Source organism: Polyangiaceae bacterium, assembly GCA_020633205.1.
GTDB lineage: Bacteria > Myxococcota_A > Polyangia > Polyangiales > Polyangiaceae > JAHBVY01.
The window spans coordinates 25,316-47,837 of the sequence record JACKEB010000015.1 but is presented as its reverse complement, the minus strand read 5'-3'; the positions used below and the strand labels follow the sequence as shown (position 1 = coordinate 47,837).

Below are 22,522 nucleotides of genomic sequence, written 5' to 3'. Positions count from 1 at the left end.
TACTAGAAAGGGTGACCGACAGGGGCAGCTTTGTTTACACCGGTTCCCGGCGACTCAGCCGGCGTTCCAGCGTTTGGATTTGGGGGTTAGGAGCGCTGGTCGCGGCGGCGTGTGGCTCTGACGATGCTGCGTCCAGCGGGTGCCGCGAATACAGCTGCCTCGAGCCGGAGCCCGGCATCGCGGTGCAGCACGACTTCGAGGCGCAGCTCGGACTGAACGCCGAGGTGGCTGAGATCTACCGCGCGCCGTTCCCCAGCGAGAACCAGCGCCAGCCAGACGGGCACATCAACCTCGACGGCTTTCCTAACCCCACGGAAACACGAATCGTCGACTCCCTGCTCAGCATGCTGCGCCAGGATGCGCGCGGCTTTGGTGTCAGCTCTGCCATCTTCTTTACGCTGGACCAGACCCCCGCCGAAGCGGCGGAGCTCGATGCGGGTGAGGCGCTCACCCTGGCTGACTACGCAAAGTCCGTCGACGGCTCTTCGCCCGCTTTCGTGCTGAACGTCGGGAAGGACAGCCCAGGCTACCTCGAACGCCAACCGGTTGAGGTGGAGCTTCGCAAGGACGGCGGCCCCTTCGGCGCGCCTAACCTGGTCTCACTACTGCCGCTTCAGGGTCGACCACTGCGGCCGGGCACACTGCACGCCGCGGTGCTCCTGAGGAGCGCTTTCACCGCGCCTCTAGGTCAGAGCAAGCAGCTGGTCGCGTTACTCCAGGGAATCAAGCCGCCGGGGCTGAGCGATGCAGCGTTCGCCGAGTACCAGACAGCCCTAACCGCGCTCAGCGAAGCGGGTGTCGCCAAGGAAGACATCGCGGGGCTCAGCGTGTTCGCGACGGATGACCCGGTGGCGCCCCTCGAACACGCGGTGCGCTACACCCAGGACCAGGGCACGCCCGCGTTGAGCGAGCCTTTCCAGGCCCAGGAGGTGTTCGACGATTTCTGCGTCTACCAGGCGCGGCTCAAGTTGCCGGTGTACCAAACCGGTACTCCGCCTTACGACGAAGTCGGCGGCGGTTGGACCTTCAACGAGGGCGGTGACCCCGTTCTCGATCATGAAGAGGAAGCGCGCATCGTCGTGACCATCCCGCGCCGCGCGATGCCGGCGAGTGGTTTCCCCGTGGTACTGATGAGCCGCACTGGCGGCGGCGGGGACCGTCCACTCGTGGATCGCGGAGTCCGCGGTGCAGATGGTGTGCCCCTGGAGCCAGGCACGGGACCGGCGCTTGAGTTCGCTCGCGTCGGCTACGCCGGAGTGACCCTCGACGGTCCCCACGGCGGGATCCGCAACATCACGAACGGCGACGAACAGTTCTTGATGTTCAACGTCGGCAACATGCTCGCGCTGCGGGACAACGCGAGGCAGTCAGCCCTCGAGTTGGCGCTCACGGCCAAGCTGATGGATACGCTGGACGTCGATGTCAGCAGCTGTGGAGGAGCAGAAACCCAAGGAGCGCCAGCGCACTTCGATCCGAACCTGAAGATGCTGATGGGCCACTCCATGGGCGCCACCATCACGCCCCTCACCCTGGCCACGGAACCGAGCTTCAAGGGCATCATCTTGAGCGGTGCGGGTGGCAGCTGGATCGAGAACGTGATGTACAAGAAGAGCCCGGTCGCCGTGAAAGTCTTCGCGGAGATCCTGCTCAACATCAGCAACCAGTGGTCCCTGCATCCGGCGGATCCCGCGCTCAGCCTATTTCAGTGGGCGGGTGAGCCTGCCGATCCTCCCATTTACGGACGCCGCATCGTCCACGAGCCGCCGTCAGGCTACGCGCCTCGCCACGTCTTGATGCAGCAAGGCATCGTAGACACCTACATTCTTCCTCCCATCGCAAACTCCACCAGCCTGTCTTTCGGCTTGGACCTAGCGGGGCCAGAGCTCGACACCACGAGCCCCGAGCTCACGCAGTTCGCGCCGCTGGGCGACCGCCTCGTATTTTCCGGACGGCAATCCGTTGCGCTCCCGGCAGCCGGCAACGTCGACGGCAGCACCACCGCCGTCGTACTCCAGCACCCCGAAGACGGTGTGGAGGACGGCCACGAAGTGATCTTCCAGACCGAGGCGCCCAAGGCACAGTACCGGTGCTTCTTGTCGACCCTTGCAGCGGGGAAGGTCCCGACGGTACCAGACGAAGGTGGCAGCTGCCCGTGAGCCAGGACGAGGGGCCCAAGCCTGGTGGCATTCGCCATCAGTCGAGCGTGCCACCGCCGCCCGCGGCGACCTTCGGCCCCCTTGACCTGCAGACCAGCACTTGGCCCCTCTTGATCCTCACAGTGGGAGACGGCGCTTCCGACGATGACTGGGTGCAGGTCATCGATGCCTATCGCATTGCCACGACATTTCCGCGCAAACACGTGCTGTTGGTCGACGCGCGGGGAATGAGCCAAGCGCCTTCCGCCACCCAACGACGGATCCTCGCGGAATGGCAAGGGCATGATGAAAACGTCGAGGGCGTCTTGCTGTGTACGGTACTCGTGGTCCCGAGCACCACGGTCCGCGCCTCGCTGACGGCGGTGAACTGGATCACGAAGCCGCACATTCCTCAGCATCTGGTGCCGAGCATGGGACGCGCCGTCGAGCTGTGCATCGAGATCTTGGAAGAGCAGGCTGTGCCCCTCAACGCGGCCATCGCCGACTTGATGGATCGCGAGAGCTTGGTCTAGCCCAAGGTAATTCCGCGCTAGCGTTCCTCATCCTCAAGCAGTACGTCGGCCCAGAGCACACTCAGGTCAAGCTCGATCGCGTCAAATGGTTCCGCGCGGATTCTCTCATTCTGCTGGTACACCGCCACGATGCTCCACCTGCCGTTCTCGAGTCGCAGTACCTCCAAAAGGCGCGCAAGTGGATCCACGAGCCACACGTGTTGCACGCCTTCCCGTGCATAGATGGGAAGCTTGACGCCGCGATCGGCCCGCGCCGTCCCGGGTGACAGCACCTCGCAGAGCCAATCCGGGGCGATCGAAACCGAAGGCTGGGTCGCGCCAACATGAGGCAAGCGCTCCTTTCGCCAGCCGGCGAGATCGGGCACCAGGACGTTGTCTCCGAGGCGGAGCTCCGGGTCGCCAAGAAGGATCCAGCCACCGGGCCCACCCTTTCCGCGCTTGAAAGGGGGGCCGAGCTCTTCTCCTAGAGCCGATGCGGCAGAAGCGTGACCAAGCGCGGGACGCGGGCTGAGCGTGAGTTCACCATCTAGGATCTCCGCGACCCTGTTCTCCGGCGCGTTCAGCACGTCCGCGTAGGTCGCGTTGCGTTTCGCGGCGTCCGCCATGCTGCGAGTTTAGTGGAACGGCGGTACCCGGGCCAGGCGAGGGTTCCTCACCCCCAAACCAGGCTCCTGGTACTGAAAGTTGCGCGGAAATGCCGTGGGAATGCGCGGTTCTGGTCGAGTTCAAGCTTGATTCAGACAACGCTGAGGTGGGGCTCAAGCACGTGCTGTGGGCGACCCGTAGGCTCCAATCAGCTCGCACCAGTCAGGGCGCGCTGATTCAACCAGGAGTTTGCCATGTCGAACGCAGTCGTTCGTAGCCTTACCGCTTCCACTCTCGCCATCGCCGCCGCTTGCCTGTTGATTGGGCAGAGCACGCCAGCGGAGGCTGCACCAACCAGCACCGCCACCATTACCTTGCGGAATATTGATCAGCAGCTGGTGCCCTTCGAGCTGGTGCACGGTGACCGCGAATTCGGAGGCAATGGGCCACGCATCAAAGCCAGTGTCACGCTGAGCGTAACGGGTGACAAGCAACGCATCCTGGCGACGGTGGATTTCAACGCTCGCGAGACCAAATCCGACTGGAGCGAGACCAAGGGCAGCTGGACCAAGACGGTCTACTACGCCCCCAGGGGGAAGAAGATCGAGAGCATCACGAGTGGCTCGTACTCGAAGGTCGACTTCGTGAGTAAGCCCGCTGGCTTCCAGCTGTTTGGGCCGACAGAGGACTTCGTGAAGTTCCTCGGGCGCTTCAACGAAATCTCTCAAGCCATGTTCTTCTTCGCAAACCCGGCGGCCAAGGCGGACACGGCAGCGCGCAAGGAAATGAAGCGTCTCAACGACCTGGTGATGAAGGGTCTCGCGTATCTCCCCAGTGAGGGCAACCACGTGCACATCGTTGCGCCAAGTTCGGGCCCTGTGCAGGCGTTCGCGATCGTGGGTGACACCGGCGGACCAGACATCAGCACCGACACCAACGGAAAAGACGACACGCGCATCAACGGGATCAAGTTCAAGAAGATCCAGGTGAAGCTCAGCACCACGAAGTAGTGCACTTCCGCGAAGCCTCCTCAACTACGCCTCACTACCGCCGCATGATTCGCACAAAGTCCGGATCATGCGGCTCTGGCATTTGCTCGTATTCAAGCTCGGCCTCGGGATCGCCCTCATTGTGAGCGTCTGCAGCTACGAAACGCAGTACGCACGCTTCAAGGACCCAAGCGGACGCTACGAAGTCGTGGTCACCTCGCGTCTCATCCACTCGCTCCTACCAGCGATGCCAGGGCAGGCTGGTGATAAGCCCGGCTTCGTCACCATCAGAGATGCCAAAGGGAGCCTCGGCAAGGCGCCCGTAGAGATGGTCTCGCAGGCATACGAGATCCAGTGGCTATCGAGCGGAGCAAGTATCCCCCTGGTCTGTGAGTGGGACTTCCCTCAGCGCCGCGCGCGTGTCCTCGAGCACTGATTGTCGGCAGCTGCGTTCGCCAAGCCTGGTTTCCCTATGGATTAAAGCTGGCACCTCACCACGAACGGACTAAACTGCTTCCCGGAGGGTCGTATGCGAATCCATTTCTTGGCTTTGGTGCTGACGGCGGTAGCGATCGGTTGCGGCGAGACTTCCGGCGATGGGAACGGGTCGGTATCCGCTGGGGGCACTTCCGGGAGCGGCGGCAGCTCGGGCAGCGCAGGGAGTGGCGGTACTTCCGGGAACGGGGGGAACGGCGGTACGTCCGCCAGCGGCGGGACGGGGAACACAGGCAGTGGTGCTTCGAGCGGCAGCGGCGGTACCACGGGCGGTAGTGGCGGAGGCTCCACTGCAGCTGAGTGCGTTTCCGCAGGGGATTGCAAGTTGTTCTCGGACTGCTGCAGCTGCCTTGGGGTGCCCAACGGTGAGAATCCAGGGGGGTGCGATCTCGTCTGCGACGTCGACGAGTGCAGCCGACAAGGCATCAAGGAGCCGCAGTGCATCGCGGGGCGCTGCGTGGCCGGATACGAGTGCGATGGTCGAAAAGCACTCTGTGCGACCCCGTCGCCAGTTTGCGGCCCGGGTGAGGTGGCCGAGATCGAAGGCGGATGTTGGAGCGGGGACTGCGTCCCAGCGATCGAATGTGTGGGTGTTACCTCGTGCGCTGACTGCGTCGGCGAGAACGTTGCTTGCGCAACGTACGACACCCAGCTCGGTCCGGAGTATCACTGCGTGGAAATTCCCGACGGCTGCAACGGGTTTGCAACCTGCGAATGTCTCGGCCCGACAGTGTGCGTCCAGGGTTTCAACGCCTGCCAAGACTTTTCAGGCATCAAGGGCTTGGCTTGCAGCTGCCCGGCGTGTTGAGCGGGAACATTCGGACTCCGCGAGCGGTTGCGCGAACACTGCAGGCTCTGCCGCAACGGGAGCGAGATGTGCGCGTTGATCCATCTGGAGTCGTGCTCCATCCAGGTCAGCGAAGCGTCACGTAACGTGAATTGTTACTTGTTCGCGCCTCCCGGGCGCGAAATCAAAACGCTGGAGTCAGCGATTTGCGCACGTAAATGACGCGACGAGCTAGCTCGACCGCAATCCAGAGCCAGCGATAGAGCGAGGCTGGCATGAAAGCTGCTCAATCCCCAACAGTGGCCCAAAAGGATCTACGCGCTCGGCTACGTGAGCAGCTCGAAAGCAAGTATGCCGCTGCACGTTCCGACTCCCCGCTGGAACCTCCCGCTTCGTCACGGATCGGAAAGGTCCTGGACGGGCGCTACCGGGTCAACGAACTGTTGGGCGTCGGTGGGATGGGCACAGTCTACCTCGCCCAAGATCTCGAGCTCGATGACAAGGTCGCTCTCAAGCTCCTGCGGCGAGACGTAGTTGACGTACCCGGCGCCCTCGAACGTTTCCGCCGGGAAGTGAAACTCGCCCGACGCGTCACGCACCCGAACGTCTCTCGTACCTACGACATTGCGTCCGACGGCGACGACCTGTTCATCACCATGGAGCCCATCGCAGGGAACACCCTAGCGCGCGTAGCCAAAGGGCCGCAGTTGGACGACCGCACCATTGCGCAAATCGGGCTGCAAATCTGCGCGGGTCTAAACGCCGCTCATCGGGCTGGAGTGATCCATCGAGACCTCAAGCCACAAAACGTGATGCTGGAGCCCATGGGAGCCGACGCCCAGCGGGTCGTGATCATGGACTTCGGGATCGCTCAGTCGAGCAAGCTGGAGCGCGACCTGGAGGACGCGCACGAGCGCGCGGCGGAGCTCGGGCAGGTCGTGGGCACCCCTGCATACATGGCCCCAGAGCAGCTCAGTGGAAAAGCGGTAGATCAACGCGCGGACCTGTGTTCCCTAGGTATCGTGCTGTTTGAGCTCTTCACGGGCGTGCTGCCGTGGCGGGGAGAGACCCCAAGCACCACGGCTTTGGCGCGGCTACGCTTGGACGCCCCGGATCCGAGAAACTTCCGCAGGGATCTTCCGGACACGCTGGCTGAGATCACCCTGCACTGCCTCACGCGGGCCCCGGAGCAACGCCCCGCCTCGGCGGCCAACGTTGCGTTGGAGTTGAAGGCTTGGCTACGCGCTACCGATTCTCACCCGAGTCGTCCATTGATTTGGCTCCCTCCGAGCGTTGGGGACGAACGCCCGACCCTGACCTCTCACGGGCTGAGCGAGGTGAATGCGGCACTCGAGCCTCACTCCGCGGCACTCGCACCGAGCCAGCCCGTGAGCAGCAAGCCCGCTCCGGCGCCTGCCAGCTCTCGAGCCCAAGCGGCAAAAAGTCGAGTGCCGAGCATCGCAGTCGTGCCCCATGTACCCAGTGAGCCTTCTCAGGCTTGTCCGGTGCTCGACGAACTCTGTGAAGAGGTCGTCGACCAACTCTCGACGGCGCCCGGCCTAAGAGTACGCCCCCTCGGGAGCGTGATCTCACTCCAACGGGAGAATCCGAACTGGGACGCGGAACGCCTGGGACGCGCCCTCGAGGTGGACTTCGTCGTCGAAGCCGGTGCCAGCGCGATCAGCGGAGAATGCGTACTGCGAACCCGCTTGCTCGATGTCGGTCACGACATCCAGCTCTGGGCGGACCGCGTACGAACCAGCCGCTCCCACGCCATCGAAGCCTGCGAGCAGGCCGCGCGGACCGCCGTCGCGGCGGTGACTTCCCGCGCCCTGGAAGATCCTGAGTTCAATACTTGGCTCGATCAGGTGCCCGAAGACGCCGAGCGCTCCCCCCCGGAAACGGCCAGCAAGCAGAGCGTATCCGACGATGCATTGCCGCACGAAAACACGAGTGAAGTGGTATCCGCTGCCGCGCCCGAGAGTACCGAATCCGAGAGCGCGGAAGGTGGCGCTCCCGGTGAGTCACCGACCCGCGGCGGTCGCGTGCTGAGCGCCAGCGCTTGAGGCGTTAGAAAACGCACACCGCTTGCACACGACCACCTTACCGTAAGGAATCGCACACTCACGTCGAGCGGACGTTTTCCCTTGTTGGTTTGGGGGTGAGGAATACGCTTCGTGCACCTTCCAATGCGTACGGTCTTCGCCTGCTTGTTGCTCCTAGGTTGTAGTGAGTCCGCCACCTCGAACACCTCGAGCCAAGACGCGGGGAACGACGCTGCAGTCGATGCAAGCAATACCAAGCCGGATGCCGCGAACGACGCCGGAGTCGATGCCGCGGCGGATGCAGCGAGCGATGCTCAAGTCGACGCGGAGCCGAGCGGGGTCCATGCTGGGCAAGTCACCACGCTGCTGAAAGACTCCGGCGCCGGCGACGACCTCACATGGCACCCCGATGGCTACTTGATCGCATCGGATCCCAACGGAAGCGGGCTCACAGCGAACGGCAAGTCGCTCCTGCGCATCAACCTCGATGGCAGCGTGAGTGTGCTGAGCGACCAGCTGCGCAAACCCCTGGGCAACGCGCTCGCGGCCGATGGCACGATCTACGCTTGCGAGTGGGCTGACCCGAACGGCAGCATCTTCAAGGTCGCGCCCTCAGGCGTCGTCACCGAGATCCCCGACGTGAGCTGCAGCAACCTGGTGGTGCGTCCCGATGGAGCGCTCTGGATCTCCGCTTGGAGCACGAACCAGGTGCTAGAGGCTCGAGAAGGACAAGCGCCAGTCCAAATCGCGTCGCTGAACGGACCCGTAGCGATGGAGTACGACAGCGACGGCCAGGTGATCGTCGCCAGCGCAAACACCGGCGAGGTCTGGCACCTTGGTGACCTCGGGGAAACGACCTTGCTCGGTCAGGTGCAAGAGACAGGCTCGATCCGCGTGGCCGATCTGACCCCGGCGTACGGCGGGATCTACGCGACCAGCTTCAACGGCCAGCACATCTGGCGCATCAACGGCGGCCAGGCGACGGTGTTCGCGGGCACGGGCGTACGCGGCACCGACGATGGGCCGGCAGGCTCCGCGACGTTCAATCAGCCAAACGGCATCGCGGCCAGCCCTGATGGGCGCACGCTGTACGTCCAGCAATTCGGCGGCGCGCTGCGGGTGATCCCGATCCTCGGGGAGTAGCTGTCTCACCGCCAATCCAGCCGCTGTCCCTGGCCACACCACGACGCATGCCGCACCCTATGCGGCCTATGGCACGAGCTCCCCACCTGAGGCTGTCGATTCAGTCCGCGAGCGGTCGTCGCGCAGGCGCGCTGGACTTGGTGCAGGCGGTGTTGGCGGAGCAAGCCGCGGGTCGGCTCCCACCGGGTGCGCGCATGCCTCCGGTGCGCGCGCTGGAGCACCAGCTCGGGATCTCCAAGAACACCGTGCAGGCAGCCTACGACGAGCTGTGTCTGCGGGGCGTCCTGGAGTCGCGCTCGCGCGCGGGGGTGTTCGTCAAGCCACCTGACGATTACTCGCCACCGCCCGAGCGCGATCTGAGCGCACCGGCTCCTCACCTGAACAGCCTCGCGGTGGACCACCAGGCGCGACTCGCGAGCGGTGACACCTACCTGAGCGCCGTGTTCGTCGACCCAGAGCTCCTGCCGCACAAGCAGCTCTCGGACTGTATCCGCTCGGTACTGAGCCTCCCGGGCCTCCCGACCTTCTACGACGCCATGGGCTATCCTCCCTTGCGCGAACTCATCGCCGCGCGACTCTGCGCGCGCGGGATCCGTACATCCGCCGATGAGGTGCTCGTGACGACGGGCTCACAGCAGGCGCTGGACGTGGTCAGTCGGGCCCTGGCACCCCGCTGCATCGCCTTCGAGAACCCGATCTATCGCTACGCGCGCTTGCTCTTCGAAGCTCACAATCTGCGCCTCGTGCCTCTCGACCTGGACCCATTCGAAAACATCGACTTCGCCAGCTGGGAGCGCGACCTCGCGAGCAACCGCCCGGGGCTGATGTATGCGATCACGTCGTTTCAGAACCCCACGGGGCACTCCTACTCGAGCCACGAGCTAGAACGCTTGCTCGACCTCGCTCAACGCCTCGACTTCGCCCTACTGGAAGACGACTGGGGCTCCGATATGTTGAGCGAAAACGACTATCGGCCAAGCCTCCGCGCCCTGGGGGGTGAGAACGTACTTTACGTCAACTCATTCACCAAGAAGCTGCTTCCGAGCCTACGCCTCGGCTACGTCCTTTGTTCCCGTGCGGCAATGCCAGCGCTACTCGCGGCAAAGCGCCTAGCGACCCTCGGCAACGCAACGCTGATGGAGGCAGCCCTCGCGGAGTTTTTGGATCGCGGCTACTACGACACGCACCTGAACCGCATCCAGAAGGCGCTCGACGAGCGCTATCACGCCTGCTTGGACGCCCTGGAAGAGCTGATGCCCGAAGGTGTGCGCTGGACGACGCCCGGCGGGGGACCAATCCTGTGGCTCTCCGTCCCTGACAGCGTGAACCTGCAGGCGCTCGCAGCGCGCATGGCCGAGCAAAACATCCGCATCGAACTGATGCCTCAGGCCTTCGTCGGCCGACCGCACCTGCACGGCTTCCCCATTGGTTATGCCTTCTATCCGCCGGACCGGTTGCGCTCTGCTCTCGAGTGCCTCAGCAAGGAATTGAGCCGCGCATGACCCCTCACCCCCAAACACGCGCCGGAAACCCCGAACTGCTCGAACGGCGAGCGGAACCAACTGCGGGTGCGGACCCGCTCCAGCTTTTTTCCGCATGGTACACCTTGGCGCGCGCTGGGGGTGACCGCGCTGACGCGGCGGCTCTCGCAACCTACGGCGAGAACGGCCCCGCGGTGCGCATGGTACTGGTGAAGAGCTGCGTGCACGGTCAGTTCCGCATCTTCACGAACTACCAGAGCCGCAAGGCGCGGGAGCTCGAAGCCACGGGTCGCGCGGCGCTGGTGTTCCACTGGCCAAGCATCGAGGCACAGGTGCGCATCCAAGGAGGCGTGGAACGCCTCTCAGCTGAGGCGAGCGACGACTACTTCGCCGCTCGTCCGCGAGGTAGCCAGCTGGGTGCGCTGCTCTCACCTCAGAGCGAGCGCATTCAGAGTTTTGCGGAGCTAGAGGCCCAGCGCGAGGCCCAGCTTGCTGCCCTGGGGAATCAACCCATCGCGCGCCCTGAGCATTGGGGCGGCTACGGTCTCACGCCAGATCTGATCGAGTTCTGGTGCGAGGGAGAGAACCGTCTGCATCGCCGCTACGAGTACCAAAGGAGCGCTGCGGGCTGGCGCTTCAGCTTGCTCGCTCCGTAGCCTAGCTACTCGAGGCCAAGCGCTTTCTGCAGTTGCTTTGACTGAGCGCTGTCAGGTTGGCTCGCAATCACCGGCTGAGCCAACGCCCGCGCCTCCTGAGTGCGCCCGAGCTGACTCAGGGCGCGCACCCGCAGCACCAACGCCTCCGGCGCGAGGCGCTTTGGACCGACGAGCGCATCGTAGCGCCCGAGCTCGACCAGCGCGCCCTGAGCGTTGCCGGCAGCGAGTGAACGGCGGGCGGCGTCGATCAGCAGCACCTCGGCGCGCAAATCCGCTTGGCGCGTGGCGCTCGGGAAGCTCGCGGCGCTGGCAGGGGGAGCCGAAGCCACATCAGCGTCCTTGGGTTCCGCGCGAGCTTCCGGCGGGACCGCTGGGGCAGCGACAGCAGGCGGGGTCAGCTCTGCCATTTTTGGATCGCCTGACTCCTTCCGTGTGGATTCAGGCTGCGCCGGTTGGAGCGACGTCGGCGCACGATGCGCTGGATCAGCTTCAGCAGGCGACGCCGAATGGTGTGAACTCGGTTCAACCTGACCCTTCATCAAGGCCACTCCGGAGCTCGAGACGCCGCCGACCAGGAGCCCAATGCCAAACCACTTCAGCAGCCAGGAGGAGGACGCACCCTTTACGATGCCCTGGCCCGCCACGCCCGCGGCCACGCCCTTGGCGGCACCCACAGAGAGACCAAGCGCGAGCGCCGCAGCCTGTACGCTCTCCGGACTGGGACCATCGTCGAGCCCAGCCTCGAGCGCGGCTCGCAGCTCCAGCTCCAAATCGCCCGTCAAGAGCGGCCGTAGCTCATCATCCATGAGTCGCCTCCTGCTGCTTCATCTGCGCTACCTCAAGGAAACGTTCTCGAGCGCGCCGTAGCCGCGTCTTCACGGTACCCAAGGGCAAGTCCAAAGTATCCGCGATCTCTGCCAGGCTGAGCCCTTCGAGCTCGAAGAGTACGAACGGAGCGCGCAGGTCGTCATCCAGCTGATCGAGCCAGCGATCGAGCTGCTGGCGCCGCTCCTTGAAGTCCACCAGCTGCTCCGGATTACGCCCCGATGCGGGCTCGAGATCGAGCTCATCGCTCGCCGTGCCGCGATTGCGCCGGGCACCACGCCGAGCGTTGGCCGCCAGACGCTGGGCGACACCGAACAGGTACGCTCGCTCAGCCTCGGGGCGAATGCGATCGAGCTGACGATTCACGGTGATGTAAACTTGCTGAACGACGTCATCCACCGCGCTCTCCGCGACTCCCAAGCGCCGCACGGTTCGCCACACCCAGGCGTAGTGCCGAGTGAAGAGCTGCTGCAACCGCGCGTTGTCGAGCGGCGCCTGCGCTGCGCTGGCTTCGCTCACCAAGCGAGCTCCAGGCTCAAGCCGCCCTGGCCGATCAGCGCTGGCTGCTCGAAAATGCGCGTTGACCTGCCATTTGAATCCTCCCGGAAGTAGAAGTAGTCCCGCGCGAGGCTCCATGTCGCGCCGCCGCGCGCGCCAATGGCGAGTGACGCGCCCAGTACCTGCGCGAGTCGCCGCTGCACCAGAAGCTCGACGCCGGGGCCGAGCCACGGCGCGCTGTCGCTGTTCGCGTTGGGGACACCTCGTCCCTCCGCCTCGAGACGCCCAAAGTCAAAGCTGAGTCTTGGCTCGACCAACCAGCCAGCTGTCGCAAAGACGTAGGGACTCACCCCAACGCGAGCTCCGAGCAGCGCCAGCTGGGCACTGCCTGCGCCGGCACTCGCATCTCCGCGCGCATACATCCCACTCAGCGAAAACCCAACGTCCCAATTCCGACTCAGCTTTGCGCGTAGAGCCACTCCAAGGGACCACAGGGCTGCGACACCGCTACCCACACCATTCGTGAGACCAGCGCCGGTGAACAGCCCAACGGTCGAGACGTCTGTTGGCGCTAGGGCTATCGGAGTTGCCGCTGGGGCTATCGCAGTTGCCGCCGGGGCTGTTGGAGCTGCCACCACGGGAGCTGGAGCAAGCGCAGAAGGGCCTTGCCGCGGCTCCGCACTGGCTCCCGGATCCAGCGCCAGCGCGACGATCAGCGCGGCCGCATTCACCAGCTCTTCGCAGCTCCCCGCGGAAATACTTCGTGGCGTCGCCTCGACATCACCGCTGAGGCTCAGGTGCGCAACAAATGGCTCAGTCCCGCTCACTGAGTCTTCAATCTGTAGCAACACTCGCACGCCACTAGCGTCGGGAACGTAGCGAGCAAGGGCCGTGCGTCCCTCCACACCAGCGACGAAGCGCTCCTGGGTCGGACACCCCGGAGCGCTCGTGTACTGGACGCTGAACTGCTGGATGGGCTCGGCGCTCACCTCCCCCACCCCCTGAACTCCCGCGAAACCGCAGAGCCAGCCAAGGGCTGCCATTGCCCCGCGGATAATGAATCGGTTCCTTCCCACCACGCTGCCAGCTCTAGGGTGAGACGCACGAGGTGCCGTCGAAGCACACATCGAGCGGGCACTCGCACACTTGCACCATTTCACTATTGCCCGGTGAGCAACCGCACGCGCCCACCCCGCACGTGTTCGGGAAGTCGCCCGTTCCGGCGCAGCACAGGCTGTCTTTGACCACACCGCCCGAGTTCACGCAATCGGCTGCCCCGCCCCCAAAACCACCAGCACCAGCGACACCGCCCGAACCAGCAGCGCCGCCAGCGCCGCCCGATCCTCCGCCCCCGCCAGCACCACCGAAGCCTCCGTCCGCGCACTTCACGCCATCCCAGCAGGTGTTGCCGGGACAGTTGCAAATCTGCGTGGGCGCGCTGTTCTGCGGCGCGCAACCGCAGGCCCCAACCGAGCACAGGTTCGGGAAGTCGCCGGCTCCCGTGCAGCAATCCGACTCAACAACCGTCCCACCGGCTTGCTCACACGCGGTGGCCACGCCGCCACTGCCACCATTGGCGCCAGTGCCACCGTTAGCCGACGTGCCACCGTTGCCAGCTGTACCGCCGCTACCGGCTGCGCCGCCGTTTCCCGCTGCGCCGCCGCTACCGCCGAGGTCGTGACCGTCGTCGGAGCAGGCCGCACCACCCAGTATCAACACTGCGGAACACCCGACCGCACCCAGCAGCCGCCACGTCGATCCAAAGCCAAGAGTCATCATCGAAAGCACTCCTCATCAAGGGTTCGCTCGATAGATGTCCGAGGATCGCCCGAAGGTTTTGTCTCGGCGACGTTTTTTCTGTTCGAGGGTTCGGGGGGTGAGGCGCGCCAGTCCCAAGACCGCGCGCCCAACGCCTAGATCCGTGCTGTTACTCCGCAGCGCGGCCGAGCGCCTCGCAAAGCGAGTTGATCAGGAACTGACGCATGTCCACCGCCGGCAGGATGCGCTCGAGTGATCCAACTTTCAGCGCGCGCTCTACGCTGTGCACCGAGTCGAACTCCTGTGCGACCTCAGCCTGCTTCTCGAGCAAGACGTCTTGGCTCACCCGACCGAGGCGCTCTCGCGCAACAGGACTACGCTCCTCACGCAGCTGCTCGAGGGCCTGCTTCACCCGCGGGTCTGCCTGCACGCGGCCGCGCACCTCACGACCGAACACCACCTTCGCAGCAGGGCCACCACCGATCACTGAGGCGTAGCTGCCTTCGAGGGCTAGCGCGCGCAAGCTCGGGTTCAGCTCACGGCTGAAGACTACGTAGGCGCCGCCATGATAGCGCGACACAACCAGGAACAGGATCGGTCCCTTGAAGTTGACCACCGCGCGGGCGATCTCGGCACCGTACTCCAGCTGGAATTTCCGCATGGACTCAGGTGAACCGTCGAAACCGCTGAGGTTTGCCAGAATCACCACCGGGCGGTTGCCACTCGCGCTGTTCAGCGCACGAGACACCTTGCGCGAGGACTGAGGAAACAGCGTGCCGCCGTTCCACTCCGCGGGGCCGTCGAGGGGGCGGTAACCATAACGCGGCACGTTCTGGCTCTCGATGCCGATCAAGCACACCGGCTGCCCGCCGAGGTGAGCGTCCCAAACGATCGCCGTCTCGGCGCCGACCTGATTCTTCCAACGCTCGAGGAAGCCGCCGTCTTGGTCGATGACGGCGCTCATCAATGCACGCATGGAGAACGGCTTCTTGCGGCCCGGGTTGGTCGCGTCGTCGAAGATCTCTCCGACGCGTTCGAAGGTCTCAGCATCGGAGCTCTTCTGGTACGGCGCCTCCGTGACACGACGATCAGCGGGATCCGTCGTGTCCAGCTCACGGGGCCGCTGCTCGCCCGGCACCACGTAGGTGTACGAGTAGTGCTCGTAGAGGATGCGGAAGGCTTCCTTCAGATCCGACGCGAAGTACTGGCCCTGGCCGTTCGGTCCCATGATGCGCTCGTGGCCACCGATGGCGACCTCGTCCTCGGCAGACACGGAACCGGATGCCGCGAGGGCAGCGCGCCCCGTCAGCACCATCGACGAACGCGGTGTCATGATCAACACGCCCCGCGTGTGGAGCAGCATCGTCGAGAGCGCGTCCCAGTAGCTCTGCGCGCCGACGTTCACGCCAGCGACGATGATGTGAATCACACCGCCCGCTTGAGTGAAGGTCACGATCCGGCGCACCACACGCGCAGTCGCGTCGAGGTTCTCCGTCCCGGAGTCCATGGCGATCTTTGCGCCGCTGGAGACCGGAATCCACTCGAGGGGCACGTTGAGCTGCTGCGCCAGATCGATCGCGGCGATCACGCGGTCGCACTCGGGGCCGGAGAGCGCGCCCATCTCACGCGTCGGATCCGAGAGCACCAGCACGCGCTTCATGCCCTCCGGGACCTTCTTCGTCGGTGTGGAGATCACACCAAAGACGACGCCGGCCTTGTTCTGGCCGTAAGGGCGACCGTCGACGCTGACGGCCTTGGGTGCCTTGCTCTGGGGATCGAGGTCGTACTCCTCGAAGGTGCCCGACGGCAGCGCGCGTTCCGTGGCCCGTACGGAGCGCGGGCCCCCGTCCGGTGCGAGCATGCGGATGATTTCGTACGGATACACCAGACCGCGGCGCTTGGCCGCCACCACGGCGCGCTCGTAGGCCTGAACCGGCACCAGGGGCTCGGTGTGTGGCTCACGCCACAGGATCTCCATCGAGCTACCGGTGATGTCGCTGATCAACATTTCCCGACGACGCGCCGAGTCCGATGGCGCGGTGGGGTCGAGGATCTTGAGCCGCACGGCAACGCGCTCGAGCCCCAAGTGACGGGTCGCCGGGTGCAACTTGCGAGATAGCCAGCCAGCCGTGTTCGCATCCAGCACGACCTCGTGGGCCAGGAACAGCGTGATGCGGTTCCACTGCAGGCGCCGGCGAGAGTCCCGCTCGAGCAAGATGTGACGCAACGTTCGCGCGGCTTCATGGAAGGCCCGCTCGACGATCGGCACGTAGTGGATCGCGGCGGGACCGTCCTCTGGAGGGCGTCCTCGCACGTCCACCAACACGAAGATGCGCTCGTCCTCGGGTACCTCACGGCTCTTGCCGTGGAAGCAGTAAATGCCTTCGGGAGACACCAAGCGCTCCAGCTCGAAGCTCTTGTAGCGCTCGAAGTCGACGCGCTCCGCAGCTTCGGGATGTAAGAGGTGCAGATCGAGCGCCTGCGTATCACTGGCCGAGAAGGAGTAGTGGCAGGTTCGCAGCTCGGAGTTCAACACGGAGATGGTGAAGCGCTCTGCAGGGACTCCGTCCCTGGCGCGCGCCGTGATGCGCTCGATGAGTGGGATGATCTCCCCTTCGTCTTCGATGGTCACGACCAGCTCGAGCGCGAAGACGTGCTCCGCTGCCTCGCGGATCAGCGCCTCGAAAGCTGCGATGGCACCTTTAGGCTCGCTCAAACCCGCTATCACCACGCGGCGCTCGGCCTCTGCCAAGCGTCGCCAATCACGTGACCCAGCAAACTCGAGACGTGTGACGGGGACCTCGCCGCCGCTCAGGCTCACGCGCTTGCTCTTCTGGGAGACCGGCTGCTTCGGTGCGTAGTTTCGCCGAATGCAGGCGGACAACGCGATCGCCCGCTGGCGCATCGGCGCGTCGCGCAGCCACTGCTTGACCTGCCTAAACACGCCGGAAGGCGCCAACGCCAAGTCCGCGAGCACGGAGTCGTCGATGGCTTCGTTGCTGCGCTCGAGCCACTGCTCGACGCCCCGAGAGGTGCGCTCCGCCTGACGGCTAAGCTCTGGGCGCTCGAAGATGGTGTACGCGGCGTCAATCGCCGCGTCCGCCACGTCGTCGGGGATCTGGCCGCGCATCTGCGCCATGCTCGACAGGGCGAGACGCAGATCCGCGTCGCGGTCCAGCTCGAAGCCAGCGTCCACGAGCTGCATCACGCGCTTCAGCAACGCGCGTACCAGACGGAAACGCAGCTCGGGGTTGCCCTGGGAAGCGAACAAGCGGAGCACCGCCCGTTCCAGGGGCACGCTGTAGTCGAGAGAGTCGACGCCGTAGTGCCCCAGCGCCCGCTTCAGATTATCGAGGAACTCCGTGGGTAGCTCAGCGCCGCCTGCACGCAGTCGGCGCACGTAGAGGCGCATGCGCGCGTTGTTGGATGCCCCGACGGAGCCGGCATCATCAGCCGCGCGGCGGCGCGTGAAGATGCGCTCGATGTCCGCAAAGACGCCGAGCTGGCGCTTCACCTCTGCGAGCTGCTTCAGGTACGCCGGAGCCATGGTGTCCGGAATTGGTGCCTCGAGGAAACCAATTAGGCGCTCGACGCGCTCGTCGTATGCGTCGTACCCGAGCATGATGCGCAGCACCTCCTCGTCGACGGCATCCATCGCGCGGCGCCACACGGTAGCCGGCGCAGCTGCAGCGCGCGCCAGATTGGGCTCCGCCAGTTTGCCTTGCTCGTCCTTGCTGAAGAGCAGCGCCAGAGAGTCTTCGACGACTGGTAGCGCAAGCCGCGTGCTCGCAGCCGCATCCCCATCTTCGCTGGCTGGATCGATGACCAAGATGACATCACCCGCAGCCACCTGCTGGCCCTTGCGGGCGCGGATCTCCTTTACGGTGCCCGCCACCGGTGAGTCGAAGCCGATTTCCATCTTCATTGCTTCGACCAGGCCGAGCTGCTGTCCGGCCTCGACGCGCTGACCGAGGCCGACGTGGAGCGCGACCACCATCGAGGGCGCGCTGGCGCACACTTGGCCAGCAGTCTGACGACCGAAGCTGTGGACGCGCCCCTCGATCTCTACGCGGATGTTCGTGTCGGTGATGTCGTACAACACGCGCAGATCTCGGTCGCCGATCACGAGGCGCGCGGCGTTTTCGCTGGAAGCGTTGATGCGAGCCGCCACGATGCGGTCTTCGAGGTGTACCCGGTACTGCCAGGAGCCAGAGGCGAACACCCGCACGCGGTAGGGCTTGCCCAGGTACGTGAGGTCGATCTCCTGTCCCAGGGAGGGCGGGATCTTCTCCGGGGTGATGTTCGCGGCATCCGCGTAGAAGTTGAGCCGCTTCACCTCGCGCTGCACTTGGTAGGAAAGCAGTGCCGCGAGGATCAGACCTTCTGCCGCTAGATCATCGGTGTGCTTGCGTTCCGCGTTCCAGCGATCGAGCCATAACGTATCGACTCCGCCGGCCTTGTAGTCTTCGGCCTCGAGCAGTTCGAGCAGGTAGCCTTTGTTGGTTGCCCCGCCTTCGATCACCAAGTCGAAGTCCCGCAGCGCACATGCCAAACGGGCGCGGGCCTCCTCACGGGTGTCGCCATAGGCAATGACCTTCGCGATCAGGGAGTCAAAGTCAGCGGGTACTTCACTGCCTGAGGCCACACCGGTGTCGATACGCAGGCGTGGCCCGAGCGCCGGGTCGAAACGGACGACGCGCCCAGGCGCAGGCAGGAAGCCTGCATCGGGATCCTCCGCGCAGACACGCGCCTCGATAGCGAAGCCGCGCTCTCGATAGTCGAGCTCTGGCAGTCGCTCACCCCGAGCAATTCGGATCTGAGTCTGCACGAGCTCCGTGCCTGTCAGCTCCTCGGTGATCCCGTGCTCGACTTGCAGGCGCGGATTCATCTCGAGGAAGAAGTACTCAGCGTCGCGCACCAGGAACTCGACGGTGCCGACACCCGAGTAGCCAACGCTCTGCGCCAGCTCGACCGCCGAGTCCTTCACGGCTTTGATCAGGAGCGGCGGTAGGTGCGCCGGCGGAGCCTCTTCAATCACCTTCTGGTGGCGGCGCTGCACGGAGCAGTCGCGGCAGCCCAGAGCAATCACGTTGCCGTGCTTGTCAGCAACGATCTGCACCTCGATGTGGCGCCCGCCCTGGACCATCGCCTCCATGAAGAGTCGCCCGTCGCCAAACGCCGCCGTCGCCTCGGAGGCGGCAGAACGGAACGCGGCTTCGAGTTGCCCCGGCTCGCGCACCACACGGATGCCGCGACCACCGCCACCCGCCGAGGCCTTGATCACCAGCGGATAGCCGATATTTTCCGCATGGCGACGCGCCTCTTCAACGCTAGCCACCACACCGTTGCTCCACTTGGTGACCGGAACTTCGCTCTTCTCGGCTAGCTCCTTGGAGGCGATCTTGTCACCCAACGCGCGCATCGTCGCGCTCGTCGGCCCCAGAAAACGGATCTTCGCGGCGTCCAGACGATCGACGAACACCGGGTCCTCAGCGACAAAACCCCAACCGGGCCACACGGCGTCCACGCCGTGGCGCTCCAGCGTGCGCAGCAACAGGTCGTGATTCAGGTACGACTGCACCGCCGTACCTGGAGTTGGCAGCAACACCGCGATGTCGGCGTGACGCACGAAGGGCGCGTTGCGATCGACCGCGGTGTACAGCGCGAGCACTTCGATCTCGGAGTTCTCCAGGGCGCGCAGCGTCTTGACGGCGCGAATGCAACGCATCGCGGCCTCACCGCGGTTCACGATTGCCAAACGTCGGATAGGTTGAAACTCGGTCATACTTCCGTAGCTCTTCTCTCTTCAGCTTCGCGGGCTGCTTCACCGCGAGCTCCGCGTCTAGTGCACCCGTTCTTGGGTCGACGAGGACGCGCGTTACGGCTCGCTGAGTACTCTAGTGGCAGCAGGTTTCAAGCGACCATTACGCGGAATCGGCTCGAGAATCGTGAAGCATCCAACACGTTGTCGAAACACTCAGCGCATGACGCCGTGCGCCTTCGCGGGGCGTCGTGACCCGTTGCTACACATTCCGCCGACTCCCACTTCGCCGCGAAGCGAGCTTCTCACTCCCGAATGCCCGCTGCGCAGCAGAAGCGGGCTCCTGCGAAGCTCAGTTCGCAAAAACGGTCGGTTCCGCCGCTGTGGAGTCGAGCACCACAACTGGCAAACTGGCCGCCAAGCGCTGGCGCACAGCGTCACGGCCGACCCGGGGTCCGAGACCAACGGCGTCGCACTCGGTGTCACTCCACGTGCCAACCGACTGGACCGGCGCGCACGGGCTGTCTGGATGTAGCTACGAGCTCGAGCAGCGCGGGTTCGACCCACGGCCGCACCCGCCAACGCCAGTTGATCGGTCTCGTCAAGGCAGGTGGTGAAGGGAGCACGACACCGACCGACATCTCGGGTCGCCAGCCACCTGGCGGCCCCGCTGCCGCACGGCAACGTGCGTTTGCGAGTGGCCATGGTCCCAGCGTTTGATATGAGACGCAGCGTGAAGAAACTTACTGCGCTGGGCTCATCCATTGCGTTGGTTACGCTGTGCGGAGGCGGATGTGTGACGCCCCTCGAACAGGGACGCGGCGTCGAGATGTCGGGCGGTCCCCCTGCCATGTCTGGATTCGATCCGTCCAACTGCGTTCAGCTGGGCTTCGTCGTAGGCCACTCCGGAGGCCTCGGCGGGGAGTGGATCACGAACGACACCTTGATTGAGTCTGCGATGAACGACTTGCGCAACCAGGCTGCTGAGCTTGGCGCGAACTTCATCCAATACGATACGCCAACCCTCGGTGTGCTCGAAGGCAACCACGGCTCGAACACCACGACGGCCACCGTCAGCGGAGTCGCCTACCGGTGTGACGATCGGGGCAGCCCGGAGACGGCCAGCGACATCGCACTGTCCGCGTCGACGGACGACTCACCTCCCCCCAAGAAATCCGAAAAGCGCGCGCGGAAGCCAACGAAGCGCACGGAGCCGGACAAGGCGCCCGCGAACGCCAACTCCGAGGGCTGCAAACCGAAGTCGGCGCGGGCGTGCGTTGGCGAAGGGGACTGCAACGGAGCGCAGGTTTGTCAGGACGACGGGAAGGCGTTCGCTCCCTGCGACTGCAACGTGGGCCTGATGCAGTAACCGGCCTTGCTCCTGGCAGCGTGAGCGGGTAGGCGAACCGGGCGATTGGGCCCCTGGGGTCCGGCGCTAGCTCTCTGCGAGCCAATCCGACGAGCGCCCGACGGCGCTCTACCCTTAGGAGCAAAGCCATGAAGATCTTCATCGACAGCGCTGACATCGGCGAAATCAAAGAGGCCGCAGCCATGGGCGCCATCGACGGTGTGACCACCAACCCGTCCCTGTTGGCGAAGACCGGGCGCACCCTGCAAGATTCCATTCCGGAGATCTGCGAGGTCGTGGACGGCCCCGTGAGCGCGGAAGTCATCGCAACCGATACCGCGGGGATCTTGGAAGAAGGCCGCAAGCTCGCCAAGCTCCACCCGAACGTGGTGGTGAAGGTGCCGCTGATCATCGACGGCTTGAAGGCGGTGCGTCAGTTCACCAGCGAAGGCATCAAGACCAACGTCACGCTGTGCTTCTCCCCGAGCCAAGCACTCCTCGCGGCGAAGGCGGGCGCCACGATGATCTCACCCTTCGTGGGACGCCTCGACGACATCTCGATGCCGGGCATGGAGTTGGTGGAGCAGATCATCAACATCTATCAGAACTACGGGCTGGAAACCGAGGTGCTGGTTGCCAGCGTGCGCCACCCGATCCACTTCGTCGAGGCCGCGCTGATGGGCGCTGACATCTCGACGCTGCCGCTCAAGGTGATTCAGCAACTCGCGCAGCATCCCCTGACGGACATCGGCCTCGCTAAGTTCCTCGAGGATGCAAAGAAGATCCCGAAGGCCTGAACATGCCTAGCTACGTCTCGCGCCGTGCACCGGGCTCTGCAGCGCTCCCTGCACGGCGCGTGAAGTCTCTCGCCGATCAGATGCTGCGGGCGCTCGACCTCGAGAGCGCGGAGCTCTCAGTGCTGTTGACCAGCGACAGCGAGATCCACGAGCTCAATCGAGTTCACCGCGGAAAAGACAAGCCGACGGATGTGCTCGCGTTTGCCTTGGAAGAAGCGGACACGGGCACTGAGGAGCTGCCCTTCCGCGTGCTGGGCGACGTCGTGATTTCCCTCGACACGGCGGAGCGCCAAGCCAAGCAGCGGCGTCACCAGCTAGTGGACGAAGTGCGCTTCCTGCTCGCCCATGGCTTGCTCCATCTGATTGGCTACGACCACCAGACAGACGCCGAGGAAGCCGAAATGGACGCTGAGACCAAGCGCTTGGTGGAAGCCGCCGGGGGGCCGAACCGCTCCAAAACACCCCCTGCTACGAAAAAAAAACGCGAGGCCGGACCGGCGTCGCGGAAGCACGGAAACGCCCGCCGCTGAGCCCGGTCGGGCGGGTGAGCTAGGCCTCGCCAAGCCGCTGAAAAGCCCCAGCTAGAGCTTCGTGTACGGCTTGCGAGATGATCGCTAAGCCTTCGTTGCGCAACGATTTAGGCTGCTTCCATGCTGTCGCATGGATGCGCCGCGTCGTGGTGCTGA

18 protein-coding genes are annotated in these 22,522 nt (G+C 64.7%); 12 read left to right on the top strand and 6 right to left on the bottom strand.

The features are described from left to right. Positions 1 to 11: 11 nt before the first annotated feature. A complete protein-coding gene (locus H6718_23145) occupies positions 12 to 2,156 on the top strand; it encodes a hypothetical protein (protein ID MCB9588323.1) in 2,145 nt (714 codons plus the stop codon). Then, entirely contained in the window at positions 2,153 to 2,668 is a 516-nt protein-coding gene (locus H6718_23140; GenBank protein MCB9588322.1) for a hypothetical protein, read from the top strand. The genes H6718_23145 and H6718_23140 overlap by 4 nt, the downstream gene beginning before the upstream one ends. Positions 2,669 to 2,685: 17 nt before the next feature. On the opposite strand, the gene H6718_23135 is transcribed toward H6718_23140, so the two are convergent. Then, a complete protein-coding gene (locus tag H6718_23135) occupies positions 2,686 to 3,273 on the bottom strand; it encodes a Uma2 family endonuclease (GenBank protein ID MCB9588321.1) in 588 nt (195 codons plus the stop codon). A 234-nt stretch (positions 3,274 to 3,507) separates the two neighbouring features. Between H6718_23135 and H6718_23130 the strand changes: the two genes are divergently transcribed. From H6718_23130 to pdxH, 7 genes are all read left to right on the top strand, one after another. Next, complete coding sequence (locus tag H6718_23130) at positions 3,508 to 4,263, top strand: hypothetical protein (GenBank protein MCB9588320.1); 756 nt, start codon at positions 3,508 to 3,510, stop codon at positions 4,261 to 4,263. 67 nt (positions 4,264 to 4,330) lie between these two features. Further along, a complete protein-coding gene (locus tag H6718_23125) occupies positions 4,331 to 4,678 on the top strand; it encodes a hypothetical protein (protein ID MCB9588319.1) in 348 nt (115 codons plus the stop codon). A 93-nt stretch (positions 4,679 to 4,771) separates the two neighbouring features. After that, positions 4,772 to 5,545, top strand: a complete 774-nt coding sequence (locus H6718_23120) for a hypothetical protein (GenBank protein ID MCB9588318.1) — start codon at positions 4,772 to 4,774, stop codon at positions 5,543 to 5,545. Between the two features lie 254 nt (positions 5,546 to 5,799). Beyond that, a complete protein-coding gene (locus H6718_23115; GenBank protein MCB9588317.1) occupies positions 5,800 to 7,590 on the top strand; it encodes a protein kinase in 1,791 nt (596 codons plus the stop codon). Between the two features lie 123 nt (positions 7,591 to 7,713). Continuing rightward, positions 7,714 to 8,712 (top strand): hypothetical protein, encoded by a 999-nt coding sequence (locus H6718_23110; GenBank protein ID MCB9588316.1) that lies wholly within the window; start codon positions 7,714 to 7,716, stop codon positions 8,710 to 8,712. Between the two features lie 68 nt (positions 8,713 to 8,780). Further along, positions 8,781 to 10,214 carry a PLP-dependent aminotransferase family protein gene (locus H6718_23105; GenBank protein MCB9588315.1) on the top strand — a complete coding sequence of 478 codons (1,434 nt, stop codon included), beginning with the start codon at positions 8,781 to 8,783 and terminating at the stop codon, positions 10,212 to 10,214. Then, complete coding sequence (gene pdxH / locus H6718_23100; protein MCB9588314.1) at positions 10,211 to 10,849, top strand: pyridoxamine 5'-phosphate oxidase; 639 nt, start codon at positions 10,211 to 10,213, stop codon at positions 10,847 to 10,849. The genes H6718_23105 and pdxH overlap by 4 nt, the downstream gene beginning before the upstream one ends. A 5-nt stretch (positions 10,850 to 10,854) precedes the next feature. Here the strand turns inward: pdxH and H6718_23095 are convergent, their stop codons facing one another. From H6718_23095 to H6718_23075, 5 genes are all read right to left on the bottom strand, one after another. Next, entirely contained in the window at positions 10,855 to 11,655 is an 801-nt protein-coding gene (locus tag H6718_23095; GenBank protein ID MCB9588313.1) for a hypothetical protein, read from the bottom strand. Further along, the gene (locus H6718_23090) at positions 11,648 to 12,193 is read right to left on the bottom strand and encodes a sigma-70 family RNA polymerase sigma factor (protein ID MCB9588312.1); all 546 of its coding nucleotides are present in this window, start codon (positions 12,191 to 12,193) and stop codon (positions 11,648 to 11,650) included. Before H6718_23090 ends, H6718_23095 begins: the two co-directional genes overlap by 8 nt. Next, positions 12,190 to 13,215 carry a hypothetical protein gene (locus H6718_23085; protein ID MCB9588311.1) on the bottom strand — a complete coding sequence of 342 codons (1,026 nt, stop codon included), beginning with the start codon at positions 13,213 to 13,215 and terminating at the stop codon, positions 12,190 to 12,192. Before H6718_23085 ends, H6718_23090 begins: the two co-directional genes overlap by 4 nt. 46 nt (positions 13,216 to 13,261) lie before the next feature. Then, complete coding sequence (locus H6718_23080) at positions 13,262 to 13,951, bottom strand: hypothetical protein (protein MCB9588310.1); 690 nt, start codon at positions 13,949 to 13,951, stop codon at positions 13,262 to 13,264. 148 nt (positions 13,952 to 14,099) lie between these two features. Then, positions 14,100 to 19,715 (bottom strand): ATP-grasp domain-containing protein, encoded by a 5,616-nt coding sequence (locus H6718_23075; GenBank protein MCB9588309.1) that lies wholly within the window; start codon positions 19,713 to 19,715, stop codon positions 14,100 to 14,102. A 709-nt stretch (positions 19,716 to 20,424) separates the two neighbouring features. On the opposite strand from H6718_23075, the gene H6718_23070 reads away from it, so the two are divergent. From H6718_23070 to ybeY, 3 genes are all read left to right on the top strand, one after another. Beyond that, positions 20,425 to 21,060: a DUF4156 domain-containing protein gene (locus H6718_23070; protein ID MCB9588308.1), complete on the top strand. Its 636-nt coding sequence runs from the start codon at positions 20,425 to 20,427 to the stop codon at positions 21,058 to 21,060. Between the two features lie 128 nt (positions 21,061 to 21,188). Continuing rightward, positions 21,189 to 21,836 carry a fructose-6-phosphate aldolase gene (gene fsa, locus H6718_23065; GenBank protein MCB9588307.1) on the top strand — a complete coding sequence of 216 codons (648 nt, stop codon included), beginning with the start codon at positions 21,189 to 21,191 and terminating at the stop codon, positions 21,834 to 21,836. Positions 21,837 to 21,838: 2 nt separating this feature from the next. Further along, a complete protein-coding gene (gene ybeY, locus H6718_23060) occupies positions 21,839 to 22,366 on the top strand; it encodes an rRNA maturation RNase YbeY (GenBank protein MCB9588306.1) in 528 nt (175 codons plus the stop codon). Positions 22,367 to 22,522: the final 156 nt, after the last annotated feature.